The 19,078-nt window shown below is 35.5% G+C and carries 18 protein-coding genes, 1 pseudogene and 2 riboswitches; of the genes and pseudogenes, 2 read left to right on the top strand and 17 right to left on the bottom strand.

The genetic code is table 11. From position 1 onward, the window contains the following. Positions 1–38: 38 nt before the first annotated feature. The 7 genes from JNUCC76_RS04590 to JNUCC76_RS04560 form a co-directional block, all read right to left on the bottom strand. A complete protein-coding gene (locus JNUCC76_RS04590; protein WP_454156194.1) occupies positions 39–1,391 on the bottom strand; it encodes an MFS transporter in 1,353 nt (450 codons plus the stop codon). Beyond that, positions 1,378–1,824: a MarR family winged helix-turn-helix transcriptional regulator gene (locus tag JNUCC76_RS04585; RefSeq protein ID WP_454156192.1), complete on the bottom strand. Its 447-nt coding sequence runs from the start codon at positions 1,822–1,824 to the stop codon at positions 1,378–1,380. The genes JNUCC76_RS04590 and JNUCC76_RS04585 overlap by 14 nt, the downstream gene beginning before the upstream one ends. A 350-nt stretch (positions 1,825–2,174) precedes the next feature. After that, complete coding sequence (locus tag JNUCC76_RS04580; protein ID WP_454156190.1) at positions 2,175–3,407, bottom strand: LCP family protein; 1,233 nt, start codon at positions 3,405–3,407, stop codon at positions 2,175–2,177. 517 nt (positions 3,408–3,924) lie between these two features. Further along, positions 3,925–4,284 carry a DUF1304 domain-containing protein gene (locus JNUCC76_RS04575; RefSeq protein WP_454156189.1) on the bottom strand — a complete coding sequence of 120 codons (360 nt, stop codon included), beginning with the start codon at positions 4,282–4,284 and terminating at the stop codon, positions 3,925–3,927. A 17-nt stretch (positions 4,285–4,301) separates the two neighbouring features. Beyond that, positions 4,302–5,240 carry an NADP-dependent oxidoreductase gene (locus JNUCC76_RS04570; RefSeq protein ID WP_454156187.1) on the bottom strand — a complete coding sequence of 313 codons (939 nt, stop codon included), beginning with the start codon at positions 5,238–5,240 and terminating at the stop codon, positions 4,302–4,304. A gap of 15 nt (positions 5,241–5,255) precedes the next feature. Next, on the bottom strand, positions 5,256–6,596 hold the full coding sequence (locus tag JNUCC76_RS04565) for a dihydrolipoyl dehydrogenase family protein (RefSeq protein ID WP_454156185.1): 1,341 nt from the start codon (positions 6,594–6,596) through the stop codon (positions 5,256–5,258). A 2-nt stretch (positions 6,597–6,598) separates the two neighbouring features. Beyond that, positions 6,599–7,051: a MarR family winged helix-turn-helix transcriptional regulator gene (locus JNUCC76_RS04560; RefSeq protein ID WP_454156183.1), complete on the bottom strand. Its 453-nt coding sequence runs from the start codon at positions 7,049–7,051 to the stop codon at positions 6,599–6,601. Between the two features lie 187 nt (positions 7,052–7,238). On the opposite strand from JNUCC76_RS04560, the gene JNUCC76_RS04555 reads away from it, so the two are divergent. Next, a complete protein-coding gene (locus tag JNUCC76_RS04555) occupies positions 7,239–7,598 on the top strand; it encodes a winged helix-turn-helix transcriptional regulator (protein ID WP_454156181.1) in 360 nt (119 codons plus the stop codon). Between the two features lie 86 nt (positions 7,599–7,684). On the opposite strand, the gene JNUCC76_RS04550 is transcribed toward JNUCC76_RS04555, so the two are convergent. From JNUCC76_RS04550 to JNUCC76_RS04510, 9 genes and pseudogenes are all read right to left on the bottom strand, one after another. Further along, a complete protein-coding gene (locus JNUCC76_RS04550; RefSeq protein ID WP_454156179.1) occupies positions 7,685–8,251 on the bottom strand; it encodes an NADPH-dependent F420 reductase in 567 nt (188 codons plus the stop codon). Between the two features lie 158 nt (positions 8,252–8,409). After that, a pseudogene (locus JNUCC76_RS04545) lies at positions 8,410–9,020 on the bottom strand (hydroxyethylthiazole kinase). A 138-nt stretch (positions 9,021–9,158) separates the two neighbouring features. Next, complete coding sequence (gene thiW / locus JNUCC76_RS04540; protein ID WP_454156520.1) at positions 9,159–9,623, bottom strand: energy coupling factor transporter S component ThiW; 465 nt, start codon at positions 9,621–9,623, stop codon at positions 9,159–9,161. 281 nt (positions 9,624–9,904) lie between these two features. Continuing rightward, a riboswitch (TPP riboswitch) is annotated at positions 9,905–10,004 on the bottom strand. 82 nt (positions 10,005–10,086) lie between these two features. Continuing rightward, positions 10,087–10,176, bottom strand: a riboswitch (TPP riboswitch). Positions 10,177–10,350: 174 nt separating this feature from the next. Beyond that, a complete protein-coding gene (celB, locus tag JNUCC76_RS04535; protein ID WP_193324971.1) occupies positions 10,351–11,685 on the bottom strand; it encodes a PTS cellobiose transporter subunit IIC in 1,335 nt (444 codons plus the stop codon). A 17-nt stretch (positions 11,686–11,702) separates the two neighbouring features. Next, positions 11,703–12,257, bottom strand: a complete 555-nt coding sequence (locus JNUCC76_RS04530) for a sugar transporter (protein ID WP_454156177.1) — start codon at positions 12,255–12,257, stop codon at positions 11,703–11,705. After that, positions 12,214–12,573 (bottom strand): PTS cellobiose transporter subunit IIA, encoded by a 360-nt coding sequence (locus JNUCC76_RS04525; RefSeq protein ID WP_454156175.1) that lies wholly within the window; start codon positions 12,571–12,573, stop codon positions 12,214–12,216. Before JNUCC76_RS04525 ends, JNUCC76_RS04530 begins: the two co-directional genes overlap by 44 nt. After that, complete coding sequence (locus tag JNUCC76_RS04520; RefSeq protein WP_454156517.1) at positions 12,570–14,561, bottom strand: BglG family transcription antiterminator; 1,992 nt, start codon at positions 14,559–14,561, stop codon at positions 12,570–12,572. The genes JNUCC76_RS04525 and JNUCC76_RS04520 overlap by 4 nt, the downstream gene beginning before the upstream one ends. Positions 14,562–14,589: 28 nt before the next feature. Beyond that, positions 14,590–14,907 (bottom strand): PTS cellobiose transporter subunit IIB, encoded by a 318-nt coding sequence (locus JNUCC76_RS04515; RefSeq protein WP_454156174.1) that lies wholly within the window; start codon positions 14,905–14,907, stop codon positions 14,590–14,592. Between the two features lie 14 nt (positions 14,908–14,921). Next, positions 14,922–16,358, bottom strand: a complete 1,437-nt coding sequence (locus JNUCC76_RS04510) for a 6-phospho-beta-glucosidase (RefSeq protein WP_454156172.1) — start codon at positions 16,356–16,358, stop codon at positions 14,922–14,924. Positions 16,359–16,561: 203 nt separating this feature from the next. Between JNUCC76_RS04510 and JNUCC76_RS04505 the strand changes: the two genes are divergently transcribed. Next, complete coding sequence (locus JNUCC76_RS04505; RefSeq protein ID WP_454156170.1) at positions 16,562–17,068, top strand: GNAT family N-acetyltransferase; 507 nt, start codon at positions 16,562–16,564, stop codon at positions 17,066–17,068. Between the two features lie 561 nt (positions 17,069–17,629). Here JNUCC76_RS04505 and gndA read toward each other — a convergent pair. Further along, a complete protein-coding gene (gndA, locus tag JNUCC76_RS04500) occupies positions 17,630–19,057 on the bottom strand; it encodes an NADP-dependent phosphogluconate dehydrogenase (protein ID WP_454156168.1) in 1,428 nt (475 codons plus the stop codon). Positions 19,058–19,078: the final 21 nt, after the last annotated feature.

The following is a 19,078-nucleotide window of genomic DNA, read 5'->3' as shown; positions in this document are numbered from 1 at the left end:
TGTATCATGCTATTTTTTTACTGTCTAATATAAAGATTTCATTTGTTCCCTGTTTTTTGTCGAGCAAAGAACATAACGAAAATAACAAGTGAAATAAAGAAAAGCAACCATAGGAAATGTTGGAACCCAACAGCTAGGCCTGATTTTTGTGCACCGTATAAAGCTGCAACGGTAGTACCTAATGCACCCATAAACATTTGTGATGATTGTAAAATAGCAGTGGCATCCGTCTTTTTATCTCTACTCAACTCATCAATAGATGCTGTCATTCCAATGCTAAAAGCCATATTACGCCCAAATGTGAAAATCATATACATGAGTATGAATGCTATGATTCCAAAATTTTTAGTGAAGTAGGCCATGACCAATAGACTAATCCCAAAGATCGTATTTCCTATCAAAAGTGGTATTTTATCTCCGTGCTTATCATATAAATGGCCAAAATAAGGATTTAAGATACCACCTAGTAACGTTCCAGGCAGTAAAGAGAATCCTGCCCAAAAGCTTGACGTATTTAAGATTTTTTGCGAATAATTTGGCAGCAGAAGGTTAATACCCAAATTTGCAAACATATATAAAACAACGGGAAGTAGCAGAAATAGAAATTTACTGTTACTGAGTAATCTGATGTTCAAGAAAGTTTGTTTTGAAGTTAGTGATCTAATTACAAAACCTGTTAAACTGACAATGGTGACAACTAGAAGTAAGATATTGACAGTCCCATTTTCTAATTGGTTAATTAATATCAAAGCCGTAATTAATGACACTGATAATAAGCTGAAAGCAAGAACGTCAAAAGAGACATTGGCTTGTGTTTCTTTACTGTTGTCGATAGTTTTCCACCCTAATAACAACGACATAATCGGCACAATTAAAAGAATAAAAAATATTGATCGCCAACCAAGAGTATCGATCAAAGCGCCACCGTATGTAGGACCAAATGAAGGGGCTAAACTGACAACCATAGAACCAATACCCATCCATACGCCAATCTTTGATCTTGGTACTAGTTGAACGATCAAGTTAAACATGAGAGGCATTGATATACCTGCTGCTACACCCTCTAACACACGACCAATTAACAATACCGGTAAATTACTGGCCAACCCGCCCACTAAAGTTCCTGTAGCAAACGAAATAAGGCTGGCTAACCATAAATAACGGGTATTATATCTTTTATTCAGATAGGCACTTGTTGTGATCATAATTGTTACAGAGAGTAAGTACACAGTCGTTACCCACTGTATCGAATTGAGCGATGTGCTAAAGTACCTTGTTAAAACAGGAAATGTAACGTTCATAGCCGTTTCTGCCATAATACCAGAAAAAGAAACCAACGCTACCGCTATAATAGCCATTGCATTTTTAGTTGAAACTTTATTTTCTTCCATTTTTTTCTCCTTCTAGTGAGGAATTTCTGTTATCTTCTGCCACATATTTTAAAAATTTAATTATAGTTTTTCGTTCATCTTCTGAAAAAGGCCGTAAAATATCGTCATCATGGGAGCTAATAATTTGTTTAGCGATTTTATTAATCTTTTCTCCGGACGCCGTAAGATGTATTTCATTAACTCTTTTGTCTTTTTCATTTGGTACTCTTGTAACCATTTTTTTCTCTACCATTCGGTCTATCATGGTTGCTACAGATGAAGCTTTTATATGAAATTCTTGTTCAATATCTTTTTGCGTAACGTACTTATTGTCGGCGATAAAGTCAATTGCCGATAATTGCGTACCAGTCACCCCGTGAGTTACGGCCAATTTATCAAGATCTTTTACAAGATTACGTTGCCCAATTTTGAATAATTTACCTATAGATGTCATTATAAATTGTCCTTCTTTATCATTAAACGTTAGTTAGCTAACTAACATTATAACAATGATATTACCACTTATAATCAACATAAATCAATACCTTTCTTTAATTTATTTCGTGACTTAATGGAAAATAATTACTCCGTGGTTTTTATATTCATTTAACATTTCAGCGGTATTATGAATTCATACCTTAACAGAGGTATCTCCACTATTTATATAAGAATATATTTTCTTTCTCCCTACAAGATAATATTCTCTTCTCTCCCAGAAAAGCAGTCTCTCCCAAGGCTGCTTTTTTATTATATTTAAAAAAGAAAAAGACATGTTGCCTGACATGTCTTTTTCTAATTATATATTTACTCTTCATGCAACTGCATATTTTCGTCAGTATTATTTTCTGGATACAATTGATCTGCGGTACCTACTTGAGCTAAATTGTTTTCTGTAATATTACTGCCAAATTCATTCCCAGTTGTAGCTGCTTCTAAGTTCAAACTGCTTCTAACTTTATTTGTTATTGCTTGTCGCTGAGCGGTGGTAACTCGTTGATATGAGATTCCTTCATATGTTTCACCTTGTCCTTGAACAGTATACGAAACAATATGCTTTGAGGCACTAATGTAGTTAGTACCTAATTTCAACATATCTTCCGATTTTAGATTAGAAGCAATATTTTTAGTCGTCGAATTGATGAATTTCAAATTAACTACCTGAGCTGGATTTTTCTTAACTTTACTAATAATTTGTTGCAATAATAAGCGTTGTCGTTCAGTTCGACCATAATCTCCTTTTGGATCTTGATACCGCATTCGAGAAAACGCTAAGGCTGCTTGTCCATTCATTTTGCTATAGGTTTTAAAGTTTTCACCATCAGAAGCATATTTAAATGTGCTAGAACCCTCAGTAAATTGGTATAGATCTTTGCCACTTTCATGCGCAGTTTCTTGGCTAAACGCGAACGTTAAAGGTGACTTAACTTTTACGCCACCAAGTTGTTCGACAACATCCCCAAGTCCACTCATGTTAACCATGGCAAAATAGTTGATTGGGAAGTTAAACATCTTTTGTATGGTATCTATTGTTGTGCTTACACCATCCCCCAACGAAGCATTATTATCAGAAGCTGCCTTGAACGCATAGGCAGCATTTAATTTCTGAGGGAAACTACTTTCAAACCCAGAAATGGATGTCATGATATCTCGTGGAATAGAAATTAAAGTCGTTGTTTCATTTTTAGGATTAACAGTTACAACCATCATAGAATCAGTTAATCCTACGCGACTACGATTCGTGCCAAACCCACCGTCTGTGCCAATATCTGTTCCTAAAACTAAGAAAGATATTGGCTTTTTATCCTGAATTAATTGTGTAGCTTTTTTTTCAGAATCGAGACCTGTTGATGAAAATGATTTATTAATTGTGTTATTCAAACTATAAAAATAGTATGCTGCATAACCAGAAGCAGATAGTAAAACAGTGACAACTGCTAAAATAATATATAATTTGAATGAACTATGTTTTTTACTATGAAATAACGCCATACGACTTTTAGTAGTTGATGGCGTATTTGTATCCCTATTTTTTTTCATTGTTCCCCATTACCCCTAAATTTTCAAAAATGTCTATTGGACGCTATCCATTATAACATAAGGGTTTTTGAAAATTGATTAAGAATGTTGAGGATTTCAACTGTTATTATTGTGTAAGGGAAATATAGTTGGTTACCTTGGTTATATCATATTCATGATTTATTTCAAAAATATTTACAACTTATTTTAAAAATATTTACAACTTATTTTAAAAATGTTAATTACTCAAATTAAAAATGAACTTGCAAACACCAAAAGGTTTGATACGCGAGATAACATCGTTCACTTTGCTAAGAGCCGAGGTCAAGTTGATACAAATTTGGTGATAGCAAACACGTCTATTTTACATTTTTGTGGTCGTCCGAAACCGTGGAATAAACACAACATTAATTGATTCACTATTCTTTATCAACATTATCAGCGCATGCTAGAATTAAAATATAAATAATACTTTTATGCAAAAAAAACGCAGTCATTGCTACACTTTTTTAATTCGGTAATATTAGCTGGTTAAAGACTACTTCAAAAAAAGAATAATTATTGCAATAAATGCTGGCAATCCCTGAACTAGAATAATCTTTTTTGTGGCTGTTAAAGCACCATAAACTGCAGCCAAGAAAATAAATAACATTTCCATTTGTAACATCAAAACTTGTTGGGGGCCTGATACAAACAACATAGTACCAATAATGAGCGCACCGAACAATCCATTATAGATTCCTTGATTTGCTAATAACGTTTTAACCTCTGGTATCTGAACGAAAGATTCTTTAAGATCAAATGCCTTTGCCTGCTGTGAAGTTGTGCCAAACATTTCTACAAACATAATACCAATAGCCTCTAAACTAACTAATGTAACCATAATATATGCCAGCATTTATTTTTCCTCTGTATCTACTCTTTAATTTGAACTACTACTTTTCCACGGGCATGGTGTGTTTCACTTCGCTCGTGGGCTGATTGAATACCTTTTGTGGTTAATGGATAAAGAGAATCCACAACAATTTGAAGCTCACCCATGGCGATGTAGGATGCTAAAATTGTTAAATCTTGACCATTCGGGTCTAACCACCCTTCTGTCACGGTCTTGTCTGAGGTCTTTTTCTGTTGATCAGTTAACGTGTTGGAAATGGTAACGAGGTGTCCACCGGATTTAAGGATGGCAATCCCATTATCAACATCGCCAACTGTGTCTAGCACAGCATCGAAATCAGATAACACATCTTGAATATTGTCTTTGTGATAATCAATTACAGAATCCGCTCCTAAAGATTTCACAAATTCATGGTTATTTTGACTAGCAGTTGTTACTACATATGCACCAAGCATTTTAGCCAGCTGAATTGCATAAATACCTACCCCGCCAGCACCAGCTTGAATTAGTATTTTCTGATTAGATGATAACTGAATTTTTCTCAGCATTTGCAAGGCAGTTAGCCCAGCCAAAGGAACGGCAGCCGCCTCAACAAAGCTAATGTTATTTGGTTTTATTGCCAATTTATTCGCTTTAACAGCTGTGTATTCTGCATACGAACCATTCGCTCCTTTTGAGTCAATATCTGGCCGAGCAAACACTGGGTCTCCAACTTTAAAACCTGTTACGTCATCTCCAATAGAAGCAACTATTCCAGCGATGTCCCAACCTAAAATGACTGGAAATTGCCATTGAAACATCCGTTTTAATAATCCCTCTCGCGCTTTGTAGTCAATTGGATTAATACTCGTGGCCATGTTTTCTACTAAAACCTCGTCCGATTTTACTTTAGGAATAGGCATGTCGATAACCTCTAGCTGTTCTCTACCACCATAATGATTGATCACTGCTGCTTTCATAATAGGTCTCCTTACTTAGGCTAAATAATTTGCAATCATTGGCAATATAATACCTGAGGCAGTTGGAAACGCATAAATTTGTGAGGTAATGTCCGAACTTGTGTACTGCTGATTAATCACAGGAACCAGTGCATTGACGACCTCTGGGGCAAAATCACCGATTAAAGCTGCACCAACCAGCTGTTTGTTTTTATTCACTACGATTTTAATTGCTGCGTCAATATCGTTTAGTGTCTGAAATCTCATAACTCTCCCATAAGGAATTTCATGCACTTGTAAGTTCTCATCTTTAGCCGCTTCATCAATGGTTGCCCCTATTTGTGCTACACGCGGCAATGTAAAAGCGACTGTTGGCACTACAGGATAATTTATAGGTTCCTGATTACCTAATAATACACTGGCAATATAATTTGATTCAAAAGTAGCGGTTGGTGTTAATCTTGGTATTGTTTTAGAGATCACATCACCACTGGCATAAATATTGTCAACAGAAGTTTGTAAATGATCGTTAACTAAAATACCTTGCTTATCATACAAAACATTAATGTCGTCTAAGGCTAATCCCTCAATATTGGATACACGACCTGTTGTATCCATAACATAATCAACATGATAGGTCTCTCCTTGCGTTGTATTAACTTGATATTGCCTATTTTCAAGTAATGATACGCTTGAAACAGCTTGTTTGAACTTAAAATGAATGCCTCTTTCTGTCATATCATCTACGACTATTTGAGAATAGGCCTCATCAAATCCATTTAAAGCATGGTCCCCGTATTCAATTAAAGTGACATCACTCCCGGCGGCATATGCAATTGAAGCAAATTCCATTGCAATATAACCTGCGCCAACGAATAGAATTGACTTCGGCATATTAGGTAAGTCTAGAAAGTCTGTACTGTCTTTCATAAACTCTGAACCAGAAATCGGTAGTTTTGCAGGTCGCTGGCCAGTAGCAATCACAAATTTTTCAGCTTGATAAACTTGATCAGCAACAATAATTTTTTTGTTATTTAAAAATTTGGCGTGTCCATTGATAATATCAATTCCATCAACAGACAGCATGTGTGTTAAAACGCCTGATAAAGGATCAATCATTTGGTGCTTATAAGCCATCAATTCTGGCCAAATGATGTTGGGCGTTTCATTGATTCCGATACCGTGGTAATGATGCAAATGATGCATCATTTCAGCGGGACCATCTAACAGTATCTTGGCGTTACAACCAAAATTTGTGCATGTACCAGCAACCTTATTTTCTTCCACTAAGGCTACTTTTTTTCCTGAGCGAGCTAACGTTTGTGCCCCGTGCCATGCAGCATGACCACTACCAATAAAAATAACATCATAATCCATTTTCATATCTCTTTTTCTTGTATCATCTTTTTTAAGACCTGATTAAGCGCTTGATTTTCTCGCAATACTTCTTCAATTGGACGTCCAACTTGATGTATTAAGTTGTCACGCATCATTTTGATTTCAGACAAAATGCGTTCAAAAGTAGTTGCTTTCTGATCAGACATTTTTAAGACCTTGACGCGTCTATCCTGTGAACTTTGCACCTTAACAATCCAAGACTTATTGACAAGTTTCTCAATTACCGGTGTCAATGTATTACTTGACAACTCAAGCTCGGCACCAATATCCATTAGCTTAGCCGAATTCTGTTTATAAATAATCAGTAAGCTCATATATTGCAAATATGATAAATCATATTTTTCTAATACGTAACCATACAGATGATGAAAATAACGATTTGTATTGTATATTGACAAGCACAATTCGTCATAAAGATGTTCATCTTTACTCATATCGTAACCTCCTAAACAATATTATATCGCGTGCGATATATATTGCAAATAGTACGTTATAACTAAAAAAAATAACTGATTATAGGCTTTCTTTGCCTTATCGTCAAAGAAAGCCTATAATAATTAAAAGATACTAAAAGTAACCTACACACTTTAAGTATGTTTTAAAATACAAAGGATAATCATTATGTCTAGAAAACTATTGGAACAAAATGGCATCTGCCCTGTAGCAACGACTATTGATCTGCTCAGCAGCAAATGGAAAGTATTAATTATTCGTGACCTTTTACCTGGAACAAAACGTTTTTCAGAATTAAAAATTAGTGTGGCCGGTATTAGTCAAAAAATGTTAACGCAAAGTTTGAGAGAGATGGAAGAAGATGGTCTCGTGGTTCGTCAGGTCTTTGCTGTAGTACCTCTTAGGGTAGAGTATAGTTTATCAACCTTGGGACAAAGCATGCGTCCAGTCATTGATTCGATGGCTGACTGGGGCAGTTTCTATCTTGACGAAAATCCAGACAAAAGAAAAGCATTGCTGGAACAATAAGATTAAATTATGCACATTTTTCGAGTGAATATGCTATGCAAAATAAAAAGCAACTATCTTTAAATAGTTGCTTTTTATTTTGGAAGTTACTTAGTAACTGAAAACCCACCTGTCCAGCCAATTTGTTCACTAGCTGCCAAGGTCATCTGTAGAAAACCAGTTGCCTCTAATTCACGAGCTCGATTAAGTTGACCCGCATCAAGAACATTTAAATCGCTATCATTCAAAGCCTCGATAAATAGCTTCTTCCCTTCATCGTTTCCTGCCACCAAAACGGTTGTTGTATTTTCACCAACCATTCCACTTTGTAGCGTAGCAGCAAAATTTGTATTAAATGCCTTAAGTACTATGCTATCTGGTAACTTATTTTGTAGTTCTTCTGCTGCTGAACTATTAGCTGGAACGACTAATTCATTCCAAGTCTCAAAGTTCAAGGGATTTGTTATATCAACAACAACTTTTCCTTTTAATTCTTGTTTGTATTGTTGAGCGATTGTGTCTAAAGCAGGATAAGGCACAGCCAAAATAACTAATTCACTAAGACTTGTCGTTGTATCCTCTGGAGTTAAATAGTTGACACCATTGCCAGCTTTTTCAAAATTAGCTCCGATTGCCTGTCCCATATTGCCTTTACCAAAAATTGTTACTTTCATGATAGAACCTCATTTCTATAATTATTTGTTTTGTTCACTATAATAACTATAGTACGTTTGCAACCTAATTGATAGTAGGCAGTTTAAAGTTAGTAGATATCTATTAGTAACTTATTGGTATATCAATAACTTGCCTTTATGCTTAACATTTCATTCACTTAATTGCTTTTTTTCAATTGTGAATATTTAATGTTAAATACCCATTGAGGATCACTGCACAGCAAGTCAATTTGGTTAATGACTTCTCTCCTGAAGTTTTCCATGCCGCTTGTTAGTGACAGTGCTTTTTCAGCTGCTATATTGAGGTAGCTAATTGCAAATTGACTGGCAACCCATGGATCTTTACCGACCGCAAGAAGTGTAGTTATCATTGCACCAACCATGTCTCCTGTCCCAACAAACTTATTCAATTCATCGACGCCATTGTTTAAAATAAGGTATTTATCATTTTGAACAATGACATCCTTTTTTCCTGTTGCCACAAACACGGTATCGGCATAATCAGTTGTTATTTGTTTCAAAGAAAAAATGAGATCTTTTAACGCTTGATCATGCTGATCAGAGCTAGCACCATCAATACCTTTTGCTAATGATGGTAAGCCGACAAATCTTCTGATTTCTGAAGTATTTCCTTTGATGACTGTTGGATGATTACGCGCCATAGCCATTCCTAACTTTGTTCGTGTGACTCATTAAGTCGACCCATGTTTAATAGTAATGCATCTGTTGACTGAAATAATGACGAAAATTCACGGGTATCACTACTCATGATAGGTTTACCACCAAGATACAATATAGTATTAGCCACCGTTTATAACGTAATATCATTGGTTATGCAATGTACTAACGTGCCTTTTGCAAAGGTAAAATTGATTTAATTTTTATTAATTCATTTTTTATAGCTATGCTACCCAACAAACATTCTCTGAATTTCTTTAAAAGAATTTATTTTTAGCAAATTTACTAAAGCAAAATAAGCGATTACTGATCCAATTATGGTTGCACCCACAAAACGAGGTGTATACACAAACCAATATAAATTTTGTTGTTGTCCAGTAAACCAGACCATCACCGGAACTGAAATTAACGATCCTACAATTCCGGTTCCAAGAACTTCACCAAAAATTGACCAATACATATTACGTCCACACTTATACAAGATACCTGCACCAAAAGCGCCAAAAATTGAACCAGTCAAAGCCAATGGCGGTATACCTAGCATTAGCATTCTTATTATTCCAGTGATTACTGCCATAAAAACTGCATATACTGGTCCTAGAATTACACCAGCAATAATATTCATGACACTGGACATTGGTGCCATACCTTCAATTCTAAAAATTGGAGATAGCACGATATCTAGCGCTATCATAATTGTAACGACCATTATTTTTGTTAACTTAACATTTTTATTCATTATGATTTCCTTTTTAATATTCCATTGTATTTTTATATTTTAATGATTGTGTTAATTTCGATTAGAGCATAGTTAAACCACCATCTATGAATAGACATTGGCGGTCATATTATTTGCAAGCTTTCAGGCCAGAAATACAGCTGAACCTGCCACATCATAATTAAATTCCTTTTCCAATAAAAAAAGTGCCCTTAAATACATAAAAAAGGACACTTTTGACAACAGTACATGTCGTTATCAAATATTGGTCACTTTCCTACGCTAGTATTAACTAGATCAGGTTCAAAGGGACCGATATACATCATCTCAGTCTTTGCGACGCCCCTAGTGATTATTATTCATTTTTCAAAAAATTCCTTTCAATAAGTCATTTTATGCAATAAAAAAACATTTTTCTCACCTAGAGAAAAATGCTACGTTAAAAAATGTAGCACTTTCCTACGCTGATGTTAATCAGTTCAGGTTCGAAGGGTTCTTCTCAGCCATTTTGGCGCCCCTAGCACAAACATTATTGTATCATAATTTTCCTATTAAATCTAAATAATTCATTCTATTTTTCACATAACTTTATCATTAAGTGATAGACTTACAGATGAAATTTACTTTTCACAAATCCGCCAGTCGAGAATATAAAAATACCAATCTGCTACTAAACACAGACCAGTATTTCGATGTCTCGTCATTAAGGCTGTACTTGCGTTTTCCCCTGCTCATCATTGTACAACTTCGTATCATATATTTTGATAAATGGTAGGTAAATAATGAAAGCTATTACAACACAGATTATTGCTAAGACTGCTGCTTTCCAATCAACGGTACTAATAAATGCACCGATTCCGGCTGGGGATGGCCATGGTGCTTGAATAACAATTGGCCGAATGATATGGAAGTTAATAGCTGCATAAGCAACGGAAGCTGTTGCCATTGGTGCCAAGAAAAATGGAATAGCTAGATAAGGATTATAAACAATTGGTAGTCCAAATATTAACGGCTCGTTAATATTGAAAAATGATGGTACAATTGAAGCTCGACCCAAAACTTTGAGCTGTTCGGAACGTGCTAGTAAAGTAATAAATATGCATAATCCAAGTGTCGCACCAGAACCACCTAAGATAGCAAAGGCATTATTAAATTCTCCAGCAAACGGTATGTTAGCCCCATTTGAATTTGCTACCATATTTGCTAAGAAGATAGGCGTAATGAATGCGGAAATAATGTTAGCGCCATGAATACCAACAATCCACAAGGCATGAATCAAGAACTCAATCACCATAATTCCTAGCCAGGTGCTAGTCATGCTTGTGACGAAGCTAAATGGTATTGCAATCATTTTGAAAATGTCAGTACCGAGTAACACTAAGGAACCATTAATACCCAGTACAACAAAAGCAATAACGAAAGTTGGAATTAATGCCGTAAATGATCTTGATACACCTTCCGGTACAGCATCCGGCATTTTAATCGTCCAGTTATGTTTCACACAGAATGAATACAACCAGACTGCTAAAATAGCCATAATAATCGCTGTGAAAATACCACTTGTTCCAACACGGTCGATTGTGCTGGTCATTCTAAATCCGTTGATAACTGTTTCGTCCTTGGATATGGTATTTAGCAGAACAATTTTTCCACCTTTTAAAACCAATTCTGGCAAGCACATAAAGAATGCAAATAGCGATAAGAAGGCACCATTTAATGGCGCTACTTTTAGTTTATCTTCTGTTTGAATAATACGCGTTAATTCAAAACCAATTGCTAAACTAAAATACATGGCTAAGATACCCATGGTTGCTGTGTTGGCAATCATGTACAAATCGCTAAACTTAAAGAATGTTGCGTCGAAAAAATCATTTAAGAACGGAAATACTGTCGGCAATATATTCAAAACTAATATCATAGATCCCACAATTGTAAAAGGGATTGAAGCCATACCAGCAGCCATGATCGCTCTCACAATTCTATATTGTGAAACTTTGGTCATTGGTTTCAAAAGCACTTTTTGCAGGAAGTTAAACATAGGTCCATTTTCCATAACTATTTCATCTCCTTATTATTTTTAAGAACGGACTGATAGGCTGTCAAACGTGCGTAATATTTATCGTGATTTGTTGCAATCAAGCCTAACCTTTTGTTAACTATGAGAAGCATGCTACTACTGAGTAATAACAGGATTAGTACCACTAAGCGGTTACTACCAGTATTTTGTATAAATTGGTAAAAAAATGTAAATAACGATGTTGGGATGCTCACCATTAAAATGATATTCACGATAAGCTGTGATCTGAAGAACACTTTTGAATAAATCAGTTGATTCGTATGATGTCCAAATAACTTAATTTGTTCAAGAATTGCTAGCGAAGCGATAAGCATTAAAGCAACAGGTATTAGTGCCACTGGGGTCTGCCACATAATTATGGCCCAATACAAGTTTACGAACAGAAAGAATGCCGTGGCATAACGGATTAACATGAATCGATTAAACTGCATGCTTTTAAGGCTCATTTCCGTACGATTTTCTTCGATTGCGACCTCTAAACCATACTGCTTATCCTGTGGCCTTTTTGGCCCTCGTTTGATTCCTTTTTTCAATGTCTTGTACCTCCTCATAAAGAGTCTGCATTTCAATAGCCATCTCACGTAAAGTCATCGTTGTCATTAAGTGGTCTTGTGCATGGACTAATATAATTTCCATATCAATATGACTACCCTCAGCGTATTCTTGTAATAAGTTTGTTTGCGATTTATGAGCTAATAGTAATTCGTCATTTGATAATTTTAGATTTTCGTTAGATAGCTTAAAGTTTTTTTTTCTCATAGCTTCAAAAGCCTTATGAACCATTGTGCGCGCATTTCCACTGTGTAAAATAATTTCAAAAGCGACAACTTGAATGTCTTCTGATTTCATATATACTTACCTCCTTTCATCATTAACAGAAAATTATGCCGAAATTCTGAAAAATTTTTTGAGGCAACTAATCGACGCTGTTCTTCAGTATTTTCTGTGAATTTTACTATTGCCTGCGTTGTTTCTGTCAGACCCTTATTGCTCCGATAAGATGGTGATAGCAAGAAAACTAGCTGAATGCTTGGATACTCGTCAGACCACCTGACACCGTTTGGTATAATCCCAATAGCAATTTTGGGTACTCGACTCATCGGCATAGCAGGATGTGGAACGGCAATAGTATCACTAAAAACGATTGAGCTCAGCTGTTCACGTTGATCAATTTGTTCCAAAAATTCATGTTTTAATTCGGTAGGTTCATTGAACATCAGCATATTAGTTAACTCTTGTAGTAATTCCTTTCGATGAGGCGATACCTGCCATATTTTAAAACTTGACTGGTCAATAAATTGATCAAAATGATTTAAAACGCTATTAATTGGCTGCTTTTTCTCTACAGCAATATATTTATTTCGGATTTGTTCATTATCTAAAAATTCATTTATTTTTTGAACATCTGCTTCAGTTAAAAAAATACTTACCTGTATGACCGGGACCTTGAAAACACGTGTTGACAGATCAATAGCACTGATAATGAGATTAACATTACTTAAAGCAGTGTCATCAACTTCATAATATCCTTTAATATCAACAATGTTTAAACACATACCAAATTCTTTTTCGACACGATTGTTGAGTAACTGTGCCGATCCATACCCTGTTGCGCAGATAATTAAGGCTCTTGGTTTATTTAAATTTTTATATTTTTCTGCTGCTGCCATCAAATGAAGTGCTAGATAAGCGACTTCATCGTCATTAATGTCAAACTGAGATAGATATGGTGACCATTTTATATAGCGCTTGGTATCCATGAACTCACTTAAATAATTCGTTTTTATTTCCTGTAACAAAGGATTTTTCAATTGAATACCTTGCTCAAGGCGAACTACCATCGGTTTTAGGTGTTCAATGATATTTTTCTTGAGAGCATAATCCTTAGTAACTGGGTAGTCGGTTTCTAATTCAATTCGTCGTAAGATCATATCTAAATCCCGTTGTAACGGACCATCATTTTGTATATTAATATTTTTCCCTTGTGCCATTAATTGAATGGTTAAATAATCTACTTCACTTTTCGGAAATTTTAATGATAGGCCACTTTCAATACGAGAAAAAATTTTTCTAGCAACATCACGAACCTTTCTGATTTCAGGATTAATGTCAACTTGGACAGCCTGTAATTCAAAGCCACATTTCAATCGTTGAACGCTTAGTGCAATGTATAAAACAATATTTTGTATGGTAAAGTCTGTTAAATGAATACCAGCTTCTCGACATTCATCAAGAACAATAATCGTAATTTGATCAAAACTAATTGCCTTAAAGAAAGATTTGTTTTTCATATAATGTTGAATAGAATTTTCACTATGACTGAAAAAGTAATCTAAAATAAAATGACGTTTATCGCGCTCTAATCCCGTAATGAAGACACCAATATTGGCTTTGCTTTCGACACTAATTTGATATGGCATTAACACTTTGCGAATAATCGATAAATCTTTTGAAAGTGTGGTTCTTGTAACAAATAGTTTTTCAGCTAAGTCCTCAATTAGAAATTTTTGATTTTCAATAACAAGTTTGTTCAAAATATACTTTTGACGATCCGAAATATTATTGCTGTCCTCATTAATTAACCACTGGGATAATTCATAGTTTTTATTTAAAAATAAGTCAAATGTAACGGGATGAGATATGTGCAAACGATAACCTAAACTGGGTTTCGCATCAAGTTGGGCACCTTGTGAGACTAAGGTTTCTTTTAAAATTTTGATATAATTACGAATTGTTCTGGGTGTCAGTGACAAAAGAGTAGATAATTCCTCACTGGTTACGAAACGATCTGAATTATCTACTAAATAAATTAGTAAATCACGTTCTTTTTTCCTCATCATCACACAACCTTTATCATACATATCGCTAATTAATATGCTCTTGTACTAAGTTCGCCATGCCCTCAATACCTGTTGGTATGGGTATATAGGCTTTAAAGGGAATAGAAACAACAGGCTTACCAACCTCATTTCCAATTTTTTCAAAACCTTCAAGATACATTGTTGTCTGTGGGCTGACTAGAAATAGATCGAAATCACTATTACGAATAGCATCTTCTCCTTCTGTAGCAGTAATCGCATCTACTTCAATATCTATATTTTTATTTTTGAAATAGTCAGTTGTTTTTTTTGCCATCATGGATGATGACATACCAGCTGCACAAATAATTAACGCTTTTTTCATCGTGTTTCTCCTTTTTAATTAATATTTTCAGCGTTCGTTGCGATAACGTCTTTAAACCAATAAAAGGAATCCTTTTTGCTACGTTTTAATGAGCCCTCATTTTGGTTGTTTTTGTCTACATAGATAAATCCGTATCGTTTGTCCATTTCTCCAGTCCCGGCTGAAACCAAGTCAATACATCCCCAAGGTGTATATCCAATCAAGTCAACGCCATCTTCAACTACCGCCAACTTCATTTCCCGAATGTGTTCTTGTAAATATGCAATGCGATAAGAATCATGTATTGTACCATCTTCTTCAACTTTATCGTATGCGCCGAACCCATTCTCAACAATAAATAATGGTAAATGATATTTATCTGTAAACCAGTTCAGGGCGTAACGCAACCCCTTAGGATCAATTTGCCATCCCCAATCACTTGCTGCTAAATAGGTATTACGTACTTGGCTATTTTCTGGTGTCATGTCATCAAAGTTTAACCCTTCTGGCTTTTTAACTGCATGTGACATGTAGTAACTAAAACCAATATAATCAACAGTACCAGCTTGTAAATCTGCCAGGTCTTCTTGGGTAACATCAATGTTAAATCCCTTCCGAGTCCAATATTTTGTTAAAAATGCCGGATATTGACCATTAACATGCACGTCTGCAAAGAAATAATTTTTTTCCATGCTCTTTTGAGCTGCAAGAACATCATCTGGATTCATAGAGGCTGGATAAATAGGTCCCATCGCGATCATACAGCCAATTTGAAAATTGGGATTGATCTCATGACCAATTTTAACAACTCGTGCACTAGCTACTAATTCATTATGAGCAGCTTGGTACATGCCCTCCTCACGATTTTCACCATGGTTAAAGTGCAGCCCAGAATTTGTAAAGACCAGAAAATCATTGTCATAGTTAGCCTGATTGTTAATCTCGTTAAACGTCATCCAGTATTTAACCTTGTCTTTGTATCGCTTTAGACAAGTCGTTGCAAACTTAACGAATAAATCGATTACTTTTCGATTACGAAAACCGCCATATTTTGTAACCAAGTGGTACGGTAATTCGAAATGAGATAACGTGATGACCGGTTCAATATTATTTTTGATTAGTTCATCAAATAGGTCATCATAAAATTTTAAACCTGCCTCATTTGGCTCGGTTTCCTCACCAGTAGGGTAAATTCTTGTCCATGCAATTGAAGTTCGAAAACATTTAAATCCCATTTCTTTAAATAAGGCAATGTCTGTTTTGTAACGATGGTAAAAATCAATCGCTTCATGATTAGGATAATATTCTCCTGAGACAACTCCTTTCGTAATGTTTCGCTCTTTGTCTGGTCCACCAACCGTCATGACATCAGCGACGCTAACTCCTTTACCTCCTTCTTGCCACGCACCTTCTAATTGGTGAGCTGCAACAGCTCCACCCCAAAGAAAATCTTCAGATAAACGTTTAGACATATTTAGTCCTCCTTTAACTACTTACATTTTATCAAGTAAGCGCTTACATTACCATTGAATTGTTTTCCCCATACTTGCGGAAATTACCTTACAAGAGTAGTTTTTATGATGATTATTAAAAATATATAAAAATACATAAATTAGTATGATAAAATTATTAGTAAATATATTCAATGATTACGGTCACCTCAAGGGGGAAACAAATGACTTTTAGAGAATTAAAACAATACGATGAAAAAATTTTTAACGACTGGATTAAAAGTTGGACCACTGAATCGACAATTGTTTCTGTAGCCAAACCTATTACTGGCAGTTTCGCTGAACATTTAGCTAAGCTAGAGCAGATGAAAAATAATAGTATTGATAATTTTGTCCCCGCCAGCAACTATTTCTTTATTGAAGATGGTTTGATAAAAGGCGGCGTATCATCTCGCTGGCAGTTAAATGACCACTTGCTTAATTTTGGAGGACATATAGGATACGGCGTTGCCCCTGCCTGGCGTCAACAGGGAATAGCTAAAAAAATGTTAGAATTAACACTGAACATTTATCAGCAACGTAAAATTTCACCTGTCTTGGTTACCGCTGAAGAATGGAATATCCCTAGCCGTAAGACAATCGAATCCAATGGTGGCGTCCTTGAAAACATCATCAAAGAACCTAGCACAGGAAAATTATTTTGTCGATATTGGATTGATTTGAATAGTTAGTAATAAATATCATCATCCAGAAAGATGTTTTATTTCTAAAAAAATACGACAAAAAAGCTGCCCTGTTAAGGCAGCTTTTTAAATTTAATCATCTTCGTTATTGATTGAATTCAAATGCTTAAATGAAGTCTGTATTATGATAAACAATACTGTTAGGATGCTAGATATTATCAGAGCAAGAAAGATTGCTCGACTAAAATTGCAGAACAAAACTAATATAGCAACCGTAAATATAAAATAAATAAGCCAAACACAAATAATGAAAGTTAAATAAATAAATGTGTTAGAGACTTTTTGATTATTCCCGCTCAATAATCAATACCCCCTGAATTAAGAATAAAATAATATATTTTTCCAACTTAACTGTCATTAATCAATATAGTCAAACTCCCCAACAAAATATATTATTTCTATAATTATACCATGTTTACATCGGCATCATTTTTGTTTCGTTGTCCTTTGTAATCTTTTAAGAAAAAATAGCTCAATTATCTCACTCCACAAAGCACATTCTCAATAAGAAAGTACATTCAAATAAAAAACCGTCCAAGACGGTTTTTTTCATGCTTCATTGTACCAAGGATAATGGTACATTTCTCCAGCAGGCTTATCCGTTCTCTCATAGGTATGAGCACCAAAATAATCACGTTGTGCTTGTGTGAGATTAGCAGGTAGAACAGCTGAACGATATGAGTCGTAGTAAGCCACAGCGGCAGACAATGAAGGCGTTGGCACACCAGCGGTAACAGCTAGTGCTACTACACGACGAGCAGCATTTTGGTATTCTTCAGCAATATGTTGGAAGTAAGGATCTAAGAGCAAATTATGCAAATCTGCTTGCGTTGTAAAAGCATCCGTAATGCGTTGTAAGAATTGGGCACGGATAATCGCCCCTGCACGCCACAATTGTGCTAATTCTCCAAATGGTAAATGCCAATCATAGTGCTCTGATGCCATACGAAGTTGATCAAATCCTTGTGCATACGACATGATCTTTCCAAAATATAAAGCTTTTCGAATGTCCTCTACAGTACTTTGCTCATCACCAGTAAACGAATAGTCTGGTCCTTGCAATGTTTTTGAAGCCGCAACACGATCATCTTTCATTGCTGATATATAACGTGCGTAAACTGATTCAGTTATTAATGATTGTGGCGCTCCAACTTCAAGCGCTGATTGAGAAGACCACTTACCTGTGCCTTTATTCCCAGCCCGGTCTAAGATAACATCAACAATTGGCTTGTCAGTCCCTAAATCATCCTTTCGAGTTAAAATATCAGCAGTTATTTCAACCAAATAAGAGTTTAGTTCTCCTTCATTCCAACCAGAAAAAGTTTGAGATAACTGCTCTTGATTAAGATGTAAGACACGCTTCAAAATATCATAGGACTCTGCAATCAATTGCATATCACCATATTCGATACCATTATGCACCATCTTTACATAATGTCCTGCGCCATTAGGACCAATATACGTAACGGTTGGCTTACCATCTTCTGGGGCTTTTGCTGCAATCTGCGTCAAAATAGGAGCTACCAAATCATATGCTTCGCGTTGACCACCTGGCATTAATGACGGTCCTTGCAGTGCACCCAATTCACCACCTGATACACCCATACCAATAAAGTTAATACCTTCTTGAGCTAATTTATCTGAGCGGCGAATTGTATCTTCGAAGTAAGTATTACCGCCATCAATCAGCATATCACCCTTTTCTAGATGTGGTAATAATTCATCAATAACAGCATCCGTACCCTTTCCAGCTTTTACCATCAGCAAAATTCGGCGAGGCTTTTTGATAGCCCCCACAAATTCCTCTGTAGTATAGCTTGGGATAAATTTCTTATCTTCATGCTTTTGAACTAAATCATCAGTTCGTTCGCGAGAACGATTATAAACAGCAACTCGATAACCACGGGACTCAATATTGAGCGCTAAATTACGTCCCATTACTGCTAATCCAACAACACCAAAGTCTGCTTTTTCCATTTTATTACCCACTTTCCTTAA

This window comes from Leuconostoc sp. JNUCC 76 (assembly GCF_053667755.1).
The sequence above is the reverse complement of the archived record's forward strand: the minus strand, read 5'-3'. Positions and strand labels throughout refer to the sequence as shown.

Bases quoted from the DNA above. Each gene is read 5' to 3' on its own strand.
- JNUCC76_RS04590 (WP_454156194.1), bottom strand. From the start codon at position 1,391: ATGGAAGAAAATAAAGTTTCAACTAAAAATGCAATGGCTATTATAGCG.
- JNUCC76_RS04585 (WP_454156192.1), bottom strand. From the start codon at position 1,824: ATGACATCTATAGGTAAATTATTCAAAATTGGGCAACGTAATCTTGTA.
- JNUCC76_RS04580 (WP_454156190.1), bottom strand. From the start codon at position 3,407: ATGAAAAAAAATAGGGATACAAATACGCCATCAACTACTAAAAGTCGT.
- JNUCC76_RS04575 (WP_454156189.1), bottom strand. From the start codon at position 4,284: ATGCTGGCATATATTATGGTTACATTAGTTAGTTTAGAGGCTATTGGT.
- JNUCC76_RS04570 (WP_454156187.1), bottom strand. From the start codon at position 5,240: ATGAAAGCAGCAGTGATCAATCATTATGGTGGTAGAGAACAGCTAGAG.
- JNUCC76_RS04565 (WP_454156185.1), bottom strand. From the start codon at position 6,596: ATGGATTATGATGTTATTTTTATTGGTAGTGGTCATGCTGCATGGCAC.
- JNUCC76_RS04560 (WP_454156183.1), bottom strand. From the start codon at position 7,051: ATGAGTAAAGATGAACATCTTTATGACGAATTGTGCTTGTCAATATAC.
- JNUCC76_RS04555 (WP_454156181.1), top strand. From the start codon at position 7,239: ATGTCTAGAAAACTATTGGAACAAAATGGCATCTGCCCTGTAGCAACG.
- JNUCC76_RS04550 (WP_454156179.1), bottom strand. From the start codon at position 8,251: ATGAAAGTAACAATTTTTGGTAAAGGCAATATGGGACAGGCAATCGGA.
- thiW (WP_454156520.1), bottom strand. From the start codon at position 9,623: ATGATAGCGCTAGATATCGTGCTATCTCCAATTTTTAGAATTGAAGGT.
- celB (WP_193324971.1), bottom strand. From the start codon at position 11,685: ATGTTTAACTTCCTGCAAAAAGTGCTTTTGAAACCAATGACCAAAGTT.
- JNUCC76_RS04525 (WP_454156175.1), bottom strand. From the start codon at position 12,573: ATGAAATCAGAAGACATTCAAGTTGTCGCTTTTGAAATTATTTTACAC.
- JNUCC76_RS04520 (WP_454156517.1), bottom strand. From the start codon at position 14,561: ATGAGGAAAAAAGAACGTGATTTACTAATTTATTTAGTAGATAATTCA.
- JNUCC76_RS04515 (WP_454156174.1), bottom strand. From the start codon at position 14,907: ATGAAAAAAGCGTTAATTATTTGTGCAGCTGGTATGTCATCATCCATG.
- JNUCC76_RS04510 (WP_454156172.1), bottom strand. From the start codon at position 16,358: ATGTCTAAACGTTTATCTGAAGATTTTCTTTGGGGTGGAGCTGTTGCA.
- JNUCC76_RS04505 (WP_454156170.1), top strand. From the start codon at position 16,562: ATGACTTTTAGAGAATTAAAACAATACGATGAAAAAATTTTTAACGAC.
- gndA (WP_454156168.1), bottom strand. From the start codon at position 19,057: ATGGAAAAAGCAGACTTTGGTGTTGTTGGATTAGCAGTAATGGGACGT.